Below are 12298 nucleotides of genomic sequence, written 5' to 3' on the forward strand. Positions count from 1 at the left end.
CGATAGCGACGCGCTCAGGCGCGTGTGCATCGGCGAAAGGCTCCGCGATGTTTCCTGATCCCTATTACACCAAGGATTTGCCTCCGCATGTTCCGGAGCAACTGGTGCACGATTTCAACCTCTACGACCATGAGACTGTCGACGTGTTCGAAGCTGTCCATGGCCTTCTGGACGGCGATGTTCCCGAGATTTTCTGGACGCGCAACAATGGCGGGCACTGGATAGCGACGGGCGCCGAGGCGATTGATGGCGTCGGCAAGGACTATGAGACATTCTCGGCGACGCGGCTGTTTGTCCCAGATCATCAGAATGCGGACACGCCGACCTTTCCGCCCAACGACACGGATCCGCCGCTCCATACGACCTATCGCGGCGCGATCGCGCCGTTGTTTCAGCCATCGGCCATCGAGCGATATCGCGACGATATCCGGGCGCTGACGCTTGCCCTCATCGAACCCCTGAAGGCAAGGGGTGAATGTGAATTCATGGCGGATTTCGCAGGGCAGATGCCCGTCATCACCTTCCTTGGCATCCTTGGTCTGCCGGCCGAGGATCGCCTGCCCTTGCTGGAAATTGCCGAAGGCATATTCAAGCCTCGTGACGATGCGCACAGGTTCCGCTCGGTCGAAGCGCTCACCGAATATCTGACGCCTTATGTAGAGGCACGGCGTACCGCACCGATAGAAGGTGATCCCATCTCGCATGTGGTCAACCAGACCGATCACGGACGTCCGTTCACGACGGAAGAGGCTCTCAAGCTCGTACGCTCCACCCTTGTAGCCGGACTGGATACGGTAACCGCCGCGCTGGGCTTTACGACCCGCTATCTGGCCGACAATCCCAAGGCACGCGAGAAGCTGCGCGAGGATCATAGCCTGCACAGCAAGGCTATCGAAGAGATATTGCGGCGATTCCCCGTGTCCGCCAACCTTGGCCGATATGTCACGCGCGACACCGTCTATCGCGGTGTCTCGATGAAGCGGGGGGACCATATCGTCTGGGGCGTCGGAATGTATAATTTCGACGAGAGCCGATTTGCCTGCCCGATGGATGTGCAACTGGACCGCTCGCGCAACCGGCATGGGACCTTCGGGGTCGGCAATCATTTCTGTGTGGGTGCGCCGCTGGCGCGGGCCGAGCTGAAGATATTTCTTGAGCTTTGGCTCGCTCACATTCCAGAGTTCCACATCCCTGACGGCGAGATCGTGACCTATCGCAATGGCTTTAACGCGGCGCTGTCCCGTCTGCCGCTTCGCTTCACGAAAAAACCTGATTGAGAGGAAAAAGCCATGGAGAGGTTCAAGGGCAAGATTGCGACCGTCACCGGCGGCGCATCAGGGATCGGCGAGGCTGTAGCGCGCCAACTGGTCGCCGAGGGTGCGATGGTCGTTCTCGCCGACATCAACGAGGCTGGCCTTGAAGCGCTGGCGAGGGAACTGGGGAGGGCCTGCCTTCCAGTCCGTACCGATGTTTCGAGCGAGGCTGACGTTCAAGCGATGGTCGAAGCGGCGGTCTCGCATTTTGGCGGGTTGGACATCGCGTTCAATGTGGCCGGCTCGGCGCGCATGTCGGCTCTCATCGATCAATCCGAAGCTGACTTCCGCTTCGCGCTGGACCTGTGCACGGTAGGTACCTTCTTCTGCATCAAGCATCAGGCTCGCCGGATGATCGAGGCGAACGTCCAGGGCGCGATCGTCAACATATCCTCGCTCAACGGTAAAGTCCCGAGTTGGGGGCTTGCCGCCTACTCTGCAGCCAAGGCAGGCGTCGATATGCTGACCGCCAGCGGGTCGCTCGAACTTGCCGACCATGGGATCAGGGTCAATGCTGTGGCGCCCGGCATGACGGCGACGCCGGCCACGACCTACATGACCGACGAGATACTCGGCGCCTATCTGGAGCGTATTCCTCTCAAGCGGCCCGCGACTGCGCGCGATCAGGCGATGGCAAGCTTGTTCCTCGCCAGCGACGATGCTGCCTACATCACCGGGGTCTGCCTCAATGTCGATGGTGGGTGGCAGCACGCCGCCTATCCCGACATGCGACGCTGGTTTGCAACGACCCCCGATAGCCTCAGTTGAGGCGTCAAAATGCGGAAATTTCAGGAGTGAATGAATGGCCGACAAGGTAATTATCAGTTGCGCGATCACAGGTTCGATCCATACGCCCTCAATGTCCCCGCATCTTCCGGTTACTCAGGCCGAGATTGCCCAGTCGGCTCTCGAGGCAGCGGAAGCCGGTGCGGCAATCGTTCATCTCCATGCGCGTAACCCCCAGGACGGTCGACCCGACCAGAGCCCGGAGGCCTTTGAGCCATTCCTTCGCGTGATAAAGCAACAGTCCGACGTAGTCGTGAACCTCACCACCGGCGGATCGCCTTACATGCCGGTGGAGGAGCGGGTAAGGCCGGCAGAGGTCTGGAGGCCCGAGGTTGCCAGTCTGAACATGGGTTCGATGAACTTCGGCCTGTTCCCGATGCTCAAGCGCTACAAGGACTTCAGGCATGACTGGGAACGCCCGATGCTTGAAGGATCGAACGATCTGGTGTTCCGCAACAGCTTCAAGGACATTCGTTATGCCCTCGAGACTCTGAATGCGACGGGCGCTCGTTATGAGTTCGAGTGCTACGATACGAGCCATCTCTATAATCTCCATTACTTCTGGCAGGAGGGGTTGGTTGAGGCACCGCTCTTCATCCAGACCTGCTTTGGACTGCTTGGTGGCATCGGATCGCATCCAGATGATGTGATGCACATGAAGCGTACGGCGGACCGCCTGTTCGGCGACAATTACCGCTGGTCGGTTCTGGCTGCGGGATCTGCGCAGATGAAGGTCGCAGCGATGGCGGCCTCGATGGGTGGGCATGTGCGCGTGGGTCTGGAGGATTCGCTGTGGCTCGGCCGCGGGCAGCTTGCCCCGAGCAATGCTGCGCAGGTGACGAGGGTCCGTCAGATCATTGAAGGGTTGGGGCTGGAAATCGCGTCGCCCGACGAAGCGCGCTCGATCCTCTCGCTCAAAGGCGCGGACAAGGTCGGCTTCTGAGAGATCTGGCAGAAATTTGAGCAAATGGTCGGCCATCTGCCCGGCAAAGGGTGGATGGTCGCCAGATATTGACCATATGGTCTGTTTGATGCATTCGATTGGAGGACGGCAGGAACGAATCAAATCAGGAGAGGTAGCAATGGCCGCGAATTTGAGTTTGAAGGAGCGTGTGGCCGAGATCGGCGAAATGGTGCCGCCGGCAAAGCTCGCTCATTTCGTCATCCGAACGAGCCGTTACGAGGAAATCCTGGATTGGTATCAGACCGTTCTCAACGCACATTTCGTGTTCAAGAGTGACGCGCTTTCGTTCCTGACCTATGATGACGAACATCATCGCCTCGCTGTCATCAACATGCCTGGGCTTGCCGAACAGCCTGAAGGCGCAGCCGGCGTCCACCATGTGGCCTTCACCTACAATTCGCTGAAGGATTTGCTTGAGAATTACGAGCGCCTCAAGTCGGTTGGTATAATGCCGGTCTATCCGATCAACCATGGACCGACGACCTCTATCTACTACGCCGATCCTGACCACAACCAGCTGGAGCTGCAGGTCGAGAATTTCGACACGGTCGAGGAATCGACAGCATTCTTCTTTAGCGAAGCCTTCGCTGAGAATCCGATCGGAACCGAGTTCGATCCTGGCGATTTGCTCGCACGCCTTCGGGCCGGTGAGCCGGAGTCGGACCTCAAGCGACGTCCTGATGTGGGCCGCAAGGGACTTGAGGACGTCAAGCTGCGCTAGATTATCGATCTTCAGGTGCGAGATGTCTGGTCGCGACGAGAATGGCCGGATGGGTGGGGAATCAGCATGAAGCTTTTGCGTATCGATTATGGCAGCGGACCGGCTCTGGCCGTCGAGAAGGGCGGGGGCATAGTTCCTGTATCCTGGATCGATCAGAGTGCACCTTCGGACATGGCTGTTCTGATCGAGCAATGGGATCGATGGGGCAAGATCCTTTCGGTGGCCACAGATGTGGACGCACTGGCGATCGAGAATGTTCGGCTGCTGCCGCCTATCGCGCGACCGGGCAAAATTCTCTGCATCGGCCTCAACTATGTCGACCATATCGAAGAGTCGGGCATGGAGCGGCCGCGCGAACAGATGTGGTTCATCAAGCCGGCAACCTGCATCACCGGGCCGGAAGATCCGATCGAGCTTCCCCGTGTTTCCGAGCAGCTGGACTATGAAGCCGAGCTTGTCACCATCATCGGGAAGACGGTCCGTCATGCTGACGAGGCAGAAGCTCGGGCGGCCATTTTCGGCTATTGCGCCGGCAACGACGTGAGCGTTCGGGACTGGCAGTTCATGACCAGCCAATTCACTCTGGGCAAAGGCTTTGACAGCCATGCTCCTATTGGGCCGGCGATTGTCACAGCCGAAGCGCTTGATGCCGAGAACCTGACGATTCAATGCAGGGTCAATGGCGAGGTCCGCCAGTCGTCGAACACCAAATATCTCCTGTTCGACCCCGTCGACCAGATCATGCACCTTTCCAAGGTGATGACGCTTGAGCCGGGGGATCTCATTTTCTCCGGTACCCCGGGCGGTGTCGGCGCTGGCTTCAAGCCGCCGCTCTGGCTGGCCGACGGCGATAGCGTCGAGGTCGAGATCGAGGGCATCGGGACGCTTCGCAACACTGTCCGGAAAAATTGAGAGAATTTTGAAGCGCTGGCGCGAACGGCCCGGTGCTTGCCCCACAAGGATGAATTGATGGCCACCACTTTGTCGCAGGATCGTCGCGATCTTGTCAGCTCGATCGAATTGCTTGACCAGCGCCTTCGCTGGCTCTCGTCATGGACGGTGCATAACGCCAACCATATCCGTCCCAAGCGTGACGGATTGAAGGTCGGTGGCCATCAAGCAAGCTGCGCCTCGATGTCGGCGATCATGGCCGCGCTCTATTTCCATGCGCTGCGTCCACAGGACAAGGTGTCCGTCAAGCCGCACGGTGGCCCGCTTCTGCACGCAATCCATTATCTGCTTGGCAATCAGTCGCTCGATCAGTTGCAGCGCTTCAGGGGCCTGGGCGGCGCGCAAAGCTATCCCTCACGTACGAAGGACAAAATCCCGGTTGATTTCTCGACCGGCTCGGTCGGTCTTGGCGTTGCCGTCACCGCATTCACTAGCCTTGTTCAGGACTATCTCATTGCCCATGGCCAGCTTCGCGAGGAGCAGGCGGGTCGGATGATCGCCCTCATGGGTGACGCCGAACTCGACGAAGGCAATATCTATGAGTGCCTCATCGAGGGATATAAGCACGACCTGCGCAATTGTTGGTGGATCGTTGATTATAACCGGCAGTCGCTGGACAGCACGACTGCTGATCGCATGTTCCGCCGGTTCGACGACATATTTGAGACCTGCGGCTGGCGCGTCGTCACCATGAAATATGGCAAGCTGCAGCAGGAGGCATTCAAGCGGCCTGGCGGCAAGGCGCTTGAGGAATGGATCGACAATTGCCCCAACGCTGAATTCGCTGCGTTGACCTATCAAGGCGGCGCGGCCTGGCGCGCGCGGCTGATGGCTGACATCGGCGCCAAGGTCCATGTGCGCAAGCTCATCGAGAGCTATGACGACGAAAGCCTCGCGGCCCTGATGACCAATCTGGGCGGCCACTGCATCGAGACGCTGATCGACGCTTTTGATGGTGCGGATGATGAACGGCCAACGCTTTTCATCGCATACACGGTGAAGGGCTATGGCCTCCCACTCGCAGGCCACAAAGACAATCATTCGGGCATGATGAACCCGGCCCAGATGGAGCAGTTCCGCGCAAGCCTCGGTATTGAGTCGGGCCGCGAATGGGAGCCTTGGGGTGGCCTGGGGGATAATGTCGCAGCGCAGCTGCAGGCATTTATCGAGGCGAGCCCGATCGCGAAGCAGGGCAAGGAACCGGTTGCCGATCCGGTCGCTGTTCCAGAGCGGTTTGCCGTGCCCGATGGCGCGCAACAGTCCACCCAGGCGGCCTTTGGCCGGATCCTGCTTGACCTTGCAAAGTCAGGCGATGCTATTGGCGACCGGATCGTCACGACTGCGCCCGACGTTACTCAGACGACCAACCTCGGGGGCTTTGTCAACCAGCGTGGTCTTTTCCGTCGCCAGGAGCTCGCTGACGTCTTCCAGAAGGCCAAGATCCCCTCAGCCCAGAAATGGTCGGCGCATCAGGCGGGCCAGCACATAGAGCTGGGCATCGCCGAGAATAATTTCTTCATCATGCTCGCGTCTCTGGGTCTGGCAGCGCCGCATTTCGGGACGCGCCTGCTGCCGGTCGGTACGGTCTATGACCCGTTCATCTCGCGGGGGCTCGATGCGCTGAATTATGGTTGCTACCAAGATGCGCGATTCCTGCTGGTCGGGACGCCTTCGGGGCTGACGCTCGCAGCTGAGGGCGGGGCGCACCAGTCCATCAACACCCCATTGATCGGCATGGGGCAGCCCAATCTCACCTATTTCGAGCCGGCCTATGCCGACGAGTTGGCGCTGATGATGCGTTGGGCGTTCGCGCAGATGCAGGAGGCTGAGGGGGAATCTGTTTATCTTCGTCTCTCGACACGGGCGATCCAGCAGGTCCAGCGAGATCATGGCGACTGGGAAAGTGACGCTCTGAAGGGAGGCTACTGGCTGCGCAAGCCAGGCCCCGATGCCGAGGCGGCGATCGTCTTCACTGGCGTGGTCGCGCCCGAGGCCCTGGCGGCCTGGGAGCAGCTGGCTGAAGACATGCCTGGGATCGGTCTCTTGAACGTCACCTCGCCAGATCTCCTGCACAGGGGATGGTCTGCACGTGGCGCGTCCCGCTGGACCGGTAAGGGAGCCGAGACGAGCCACGCAGAGGCGCTGCTCTCTGCGCTCCCGGCGAACGCTGGCCTGGTCACGGTCCTTGACGGATCGCCTGGCGCGCTCTCCTGGCTCGGAGGCGTCCGGGGCATGCGGGTGAGTCCGCTCGGCACGGACCGGTTCGGTCAAACGGGCGATCAGCCGGATTTGTATCATACCTACAGGCTGGATCCCGACGCGATCGTCGAGGCTGCAGCCGAGCTCTTCCTGGGGAATTGAAATGGCCATCGAGCTGACGATGCCGGCTTTGTCGCCGTCAATGGAAAAGGGTACGCTGGCCAAGTGGCTGATCGCCGAGGGCGATCTGGTCAAACCGGGAGATCTGATCGCCGAGATCGAGACGGACAAGGCGAGCATGGAGTATGAGGTCGAGGAGGAGGGGCGGGTTATCCGCCTCCTTGTCTCCGAAGGGACCGAGGATGTGGCCGTCGGAACCGTCATCGCCGTACTTGGCGATGCTGCTTCCAGCCGCGAGCCTGCCGCAGAGCCGACTGCGCTCGTAACGGAGGCCGCGTCTCCAGTCCAAGTTGAAACGGCAGCCGCTACACCCGCTCTGGCGCCGCTCCCGGCTGCCGCACCTGTCGTTGCAAAGTCTCCCGTCGAGGCTGGTATCGCGATCGACGAGGTGTCCAACGCTTCGCCACTCGCGCGCCGGATTGCAGCCGCCAAGGGTATCGATCTTGAAGGGCTCAAGGGGAGCGGTACCGGCGGCAGGATATTGAAGTCCGATCTTGGGCTTCAGCCGGTGGCAGCTCTCACGCCGCCGCCGGCGCCGGCAGCGTCCGTGCAGGCGATCGCTCAGGTGGCTCCGAGCGCTGCGCCTGTCGGCGTGCCGGCTAGTTCGACGAAGCTGTCCGGTATGCGCAAGACGATTGCGCGGCGGCTGACCGAGTCCAAGCAGACCGTTCCGCACTTCTATCTTACTGTGCGTTGCAATCTTGATCCGCTGCTGGCCCTGCGGAGCGACCTCAATGTCCAGCTTGAGACACGCGGCGTAAAACTCTCGGTCAATGACATGCTCCTCAAGGCAATGGCTGTTGCGCTGGTGGAGGTGCCGGAGGCAAATGTACAGTTTGGCGGAGAGGAACTGCACCAATTCGAGCGGGTCGATATCGCGATGGCCGTCGCGATCGAGGGTGGGCTCATTACGCCGGTCATCAAGGATGCAGGAGCCCTGTCGCTTTCGGCTATTGCCCAGCAAAGCAAGGCGCTCGCGGCGAAGGCCCGAGAGGGGCGCTTGATGCCCGAGGAATATCAGGGCGGCACGGCCTCCCTTTCCAACCTCGGTATGTTCGGCATTGACGAGATGGTCCCAGTGATCAACCCGCCTCAGGCGCTGATCCTTGGCATTGGCGCCGGTGTCGAACAGCCCTGGAAGGTCAATGGAGCTGTTGGTCTAGCGACCGTCATGGCTGCGACGGCCAGCTTCGACCATCGTGCCATTGACGGGGCCGTCGCTGCCCGGTTCATGGCTGCGTTCAAAGCCCTTATCGACCAGCCGATGCTTCTGCTGGGCTGATCCTGGCCGGTTCTGTTGCGGAAGGCCCTCTACGCCTCCCGCTTGGAGAATGACATGAAAAAGCTATATGCGTCGGCGGCTGGACTCGCAAGCGCCAGCGGGTAGCGTCGGGAGAAAGGCCGGGCTTCCAGAGATGCTGCGACCTCACCGAATGCTCTCGCCGTTATCGACGAGAAGCGATGCACCTGTGACCCGCTTTGCTTCGTCCGAGGCAAGGTAAAGGACGAGGTTGGCGATATCGTCCGGTTCGCCATAGCCTTCGTCGCGGACCATATCGCTATAGGGCTCGCCGACGGGAAGGGCTGCCAGCGAAGCCTGCATCAAAGGCGTGTCGATGCCTCCTGGCAGGATCGCGTTGCACCGTATCTTGTAGCCCTTCTGCAAGCAGTGATCGGCGACGCTACGGGTGAGCGACACAACGGCCCCCTTTGCGGCGCAATAGGCCGCGATGGCACCAATGCCTTTGACCGCCGCCAGGGAGGCGATGTTGATGATGGATCCACCGCCTGAGCGGGCCATGAGAGGGATGCCATATTTGCATCCCAGGAAAGTACCCTCCGACATGATCGCGTTGACGAAGCGATAGTTCTCGAGAGAACAGCTCTCAATGTCGCCCGGCCCGGTAAGGCCGGCATTGTTGACAAGCACATCCAGGCGGCCATGCTGCTCCCAGATCCGTTGATAGACGGCCTGCCACTGGCCTTCGTCTCGCACATCATGCTGGATGAAGACCGCTCCGGGAATGCCCTCTGCGACCGAGCGGCCCAGTTCTACCTGCACATCGGTAATGACAACCTTCGCGCCTTCCCGGGCAAGGATCGCTGCATCCGCAGCGCCAAGACCGGATGCGCCTCCGGTAATCAATGCGACCTTGCCCTGAACGCGCCCCACACATCCCTCCTGCTATATTATGGTCAATATAATCGGCGATCATCGGCACAAAATGAGCGAATTTCTAACGAATTTCGAGCATTTCAGGCCATTAATATTGACCAAATGATTAGTTTGATCCAGTCATATGGCAAGCTAAAAATATCTTTGATGGAGAGGTCGATATGCGTGAAGCGCTGTCCTTCTGCCGTATCTGCCCCGGCTATTGCGGGCTGGTCCTGACAATCGACGAGGATGAGCGGATCGTCGATATACGTGGCGATAAGGCCCATCCGCTGAGCGATGGGTTCGCGTGTATCAAGGGATTGCAATCAGCACATCTCTATCATGGACCGCAACGTCTACTCCATCCGCTAAAGCGCAACACTGACGGCGGTCATGAGCGTATCACGGCTACACAGGCGATCGATGAGATTGCGGAGAGAATGCGCACGATAGCGACCCGGCATGGCCTGGACGCGGTGGCCTTCTTCAAAGGTGGCAATGTCTATCAGAACACCCTGCCGTCGATTTACCAGCGAGCGTTCATCGAAGCGTTCGGCAGCCGCTCGTTATTCACCAACAACACGATCGACCAGTCGGCCAAAGCTGTTTCGGCTGACCGCCTGGGGAGTTGGCATGCGGGACGCAATCATTTCGCCATTGCCGATGTCATGATGATCGTGGGCGGGAACCCCATGGTCTCGATCTCGATGTTCGGGTTCGACGCCTATAATCCTGTCAAGAAACTCAAGGCATTCAAGGCGCGAGGCGGAAAGCTTATCGTCATTGATCCGCGCCGGAGCGAAACGGCCCAGTTTGCGGATATTTTCCTTCAGCCTCGCCCGGGAGAAGATGTCACCATTGCCGCTGCGATGATCCGCACGATCTTGGAAAATGGTTGGCTTGATGGAGATTTCTGCGATCGACACGTTGCCCCGCTCGAGGATCTGCGCCGGGCAGTTGCGCCTTTCACGCTGGAATATGCGGAGCTAAGAGCAGATGTGCCTGCCGACTTGCTCCTCGCGGCTACAAAGATGCTGGCGACGTCAAAGCACGGTTTCATCACGACCGGCACCGGCCCCAGCATGGCGCCCAGATCGAACCTGATGCAGCATCTGTTTGACAGTATTGACGTCCTGTGCGGCCATTTCCTGCGAGAAGGGGATCGGGTGCCGCATCCTGGACTCATGAAAAAACGCGAATGGCGCGCGCAGGTCGTGCCTGCGGGAAGGTGTTGGGAGAAAGGTCCAAGAAGCAGAGTGAGGGGGCTTGGGCTTCTCTATGGCGAGAAGATGACGGGCGCTATTGCGCAGGAGATCACGACGCCAGGCGAGGGGCAGGTGAAGGCGCTTCTTGTGGACGGCGGCAATCCAGCCAGTTCGGTCGCTGATCAACGGCGCGTAGTCGAAGCGTTCAAGAGCCTGGAATTGCTGGTGACGGTCGATCCCGAAATGACCGAGACCGCGCAGCTTGCCCATTATATCCTGCCACCCAAGCTTCAGTTCGAGCACCCCAATATGGTCGGGCTCCTCGAGCATGAGACAAGCTTTCACCAGCGTCCGGTCCAGCAATTTGTCGAGGCCGCGATTGCGCCGCCGTCCGGGTCGGATCTCGTCGATGACTGGCGGGTCTATTATGCCCTTGCGCAGCGCCTCGGCTTGCAGCTTTGCGTGGATGATGTCCCGCTTGACATGGTCGTCGCGCCCACGCCGGAAGAGATGTTTTCTCTTCTGTTCAGAAATGGCAACGTCACCTTCGAGGAAATACGCCAACATCCTCGCGGCAAGATTTTCGATGTGCAGCAGACCGTACTGGCCGCAGATCCTGCGGAAAAAGCCCGCTTCGACATCGCGCCAACAGATGTCCTCCTGGAGATTGAGGAGGTCTTTTCTCAAGGCGGCTCTGGACCTCAGTCGAATAAGGGCAGTGCCAACCTCGATCTTCTGCTCATCAGCCGCCGGCTCCGAGAGGTCTTCAATTCTGCGGGCCGCACCAGTCCAAGGATCAGAGGACATCAGCCCTATAATGCTGCCTATATGCATCCAGAATTGCTCGCCCGGTATGGGCTCGCGGCCGGAGATCGCATTCGCATCACGTCAGCGCACGGGGCGGTCATTGCTATCGCGCAAGGGGACGGCACGCTACGAGATGACGTCGTTTCGATGGCTCATGGGTGGGGAGGATTGCCTGACAGCGGGGCTCCCGAAGAGAATGGTGTGTCAGTAGGCCTTCTCATCAGTACCGAGAGCGATTTTGAGGTCATCAACGCCATGCCGCGGCAATCTGCAATTCCGGTACGCGTCGAACACGCACGTGCGCACAGTGAAAATTAACATTGCTTTCCGGCCTGCGATGTCGGCGAGTGATGTAAAAAATATATTGACAAATCAGTGAGATATTTCAGTTTCCTTAGTCATATAATATCTCCAACCCTCCCGCTTGCGTTTTTGTGACCAATTGGTATCTTACGAGTCATCAGGCAAGTTGACCCGCAAAGCAAAGCGGGCGCGCCTGTAGCGTCGATCCGGCGCTGACGAGAGGAATGTCTCAATGAACGGCGTAGATGCTCCCTATTCTGTTGAAAAACTCCCCTTGAAGAGCGTTGCAGGTTCTGATTCAACATAACTGTTGCTGGGAGTTATGCTGATGATGGGCGAGCGAACGGTGATGCAGGAAGCGCTGTTTTACAGCTTCAGCATCGAGGACCATGTGCCTGCGGATAATTTGCTGAGGTCGATCGACCGGTTCGTCGATCTGGACGGTATTCGCGAGCATCTTCGGGCCTACTACAGCGAGACGGGCCGGCCCTCGATCGACCCTGAACTGATGATCCGGATGCTGATCGTGGGTTATTGCATGGGCATCCGGTCGGAGCGCCGGCTCTGCGAAGAGGTCCATCTCAACCTTGTCAACGGCGGAGTAAAAGTCGTCCATTAGGCGGAGTAAAACCAGGCCACTTGATCCGGGTGTTGGCGAGCGCCGTGAGGGCGTAGCCCGAGCGGGGGTCGCCAACACCCGGATTGTCATTT

At 59.3% G+C, this 12298-nt stretch carries 9 protein-coding genes and 1 pseudogene; 9 read left to right on the forward strand and 1 reads right to left on the reverse strand.

The window, feature by feature from the left end:
- Positions 1-47: 47 nt before the first annotated feature.
- From GQO94_RS20065 to GQO94_RS20095, 7 genes are all read left to right on the forward strand, one after another.
- Positions 48-1277 (forward strand): cytochrome P450, encoded by a 1230-nt coding sequence (locus GQO94_RS20065; protein WP_156843160.1) that lies wholly within the window; start codon positions 48-50, stop codon positions 1275-1277.
- 12 nt (positions 1278-1289) lie between these two features.
- Positions 1290-2081: an SDR family NAD(P)-dependent oxidoreductase gene (locus GQO94_RS20070; RefSeq protein WP_156843161.1), complete on the forward strand. Its 792-nt coding sequence runs from the start codon at positions 1290-1292 to the stop codon at positions 2079-2081.
- Between the two features lie 34 nt (positions 2082-2115).
- Positions 2116-3042 (forward strand): BKACE family enzyme, encoded by a 927-nt coding sequence (locus GQO94_RS20075; RefSeq protein WP_156843162.1) that lies wholly within the window; start codon positions 2116-2118, stop codon positions 3040-3042.
- Between the two features lie 139 nt (positions 3043-3181).
- The gene (locus GQO94_RS20080; protein WP_198046078.1) at positions 3182-3784 is read left to right on the forward strand and encodes a VOC family protein; all 603 of its coding nucleotides are present in this window, start codon (positions 3182-3184) and stop codon (positions 3782-3784) included.
- Positions 3785-3850: 66 nt separating this feature from the next.
- A complete protein-coding gene (locus GQO94_RS20085) occupies positions 3851-4696 on the forward strand; it encodes a fumarylacetoacetate hydrolase family protein (RefSeq protein WP_156843163.1) in 846 nt (281 codons plus the stop codon).
- Positions 4697-4753: 57 nt separating this feature from the next.
- Positions 4754-7096, forward strand: coding sequence for a transketolase (locus GQO94_RS20090; protein ID WP_156843164.1), 2343 nt, complete (start codon positions 4754-4756; stop codon positions 7094-7096).
- Between the two features lies 1 nt (position 7097).
- Complete coding sequence (locus GQO94_RS20095; protein WP_156843165.1) at positions 7098-8396, forward strand: dihydrolipoamide acetyltransferase family protein; 1299 nt, start codon at positions 7098-7100, stop codon at positions 8394-8396.
- A gap of 144 nt (positions 8397-8540) precedes the next feature.
- On the opposite strand, the gene GQO94_RS20100 is transcribed toward GQO94_RS20095, so the two are convergent.
- Positions 8541-9287: an SDR family oxidoreductase gene (locus GQO94_RS20100; protein WP_156843166.1), complete on the reverse strand. Its 747-nt coding sequence runs from the start codon at positions 9285-9287 to the stop codon at positions 8541-8543.
- Positions 9288-9451: 164 nt separating this feature from the next.
- Here GQO94_RS20100 and GQO94_RS20105 point away from each other — a divergent pair, with 164 nt between their 5' ends.
- The gene (locus GQO94_RS20105) at positions 9452-11602 is read left to right on the forward strand and encodes a molybdopterin-containing oxidoreductase family protein (protein WP_156843167.1); all 2151 of its coding nucleotides are present in this window, start codon (positions 9452-9454) and stop codon (positions 11600-11602) included.
- Positions 11603-11915: 313 nt separating this feature from the next.
- Positions 11916-12176, forward strand: a pseudogene (locus tag GQO94_RS20110) (transposase); the annotation flags it as partial.
- Positions 12177-12298: the final 122 nt, after the last annotated feature.

Origin of the sequence: Novosphingobium aquimarinum (assembly GCF_009746585.1) — a bacterium.
Taxonomy (GTDB): domain Bacteria; phylum Pseudomonadota; class Alphaproteobacteria; order Sphingomonadales; family Sphingomonadaceae; genus Novosphingobium; species Novosphingobium aquimarinum.

Excerpts from the sequence above, each read along its gene's own strand:
- GQO94_RS20065 (WP_156843160.1), top strand. The coding sequence starts at position 48 with ATGTTTCCTGATCCCTATTACACCAAGGATTTGCCTCCGCATGTTCCG.
- GQO94_RS20085 (WP_156843163.1), top strand. The coding sequence starts at position 3,851 with ATGAAGCTTTTGCGTATCGATTATGGCAGCGGACCGGCTCTGGCCGTC.
- GQO94_RS20075 (WP_156843162.1), top strand. The coding sequence starts at position 2,116 with ATGGCCGACAAGGTAATTATCAGTTGCGCGATCACAGGTTCGATCCAT.
- GQO94_RS20105 (WP_156843167.1), top strand. The coding sequence starts at position 9,452 with ATGCGTGAAGCGCTGTCCTTCTGCCGTATCTGCCCCGGCTATTGCGGG.
- GQO94_RS20070 (WP_156843161.1), top strand. The coding sequence starts at position 1,290 with ATGGAGAGGTTCAAGGGCAAGATTGCGACCGTCACCGGCGGCGCATCA.
- GQO94_RS20090 (WP_156843164.1), top strand. The coding sequence starts at position 4,754 with ATGGCCACCACTTTGTCGCAGGATCGTCGCGATCTTGTCAGCTCGATC.
- GQO94_RS20080 (WP_198046078.1), top strand. The coding sequence starts at position 3,182 with ATGGCCGCGAATTTGAGTTTGAAGGAGCGTGTGGCCGAGATCGGCGAA.
- GQO94_RS20095 (WP_156843165.1), top strand. The coding sequence starts at position 7,098 with ATGGCCATCGAGCTGACGATGCCGGCTTTGTCGCCGTCAATGGAAAAG.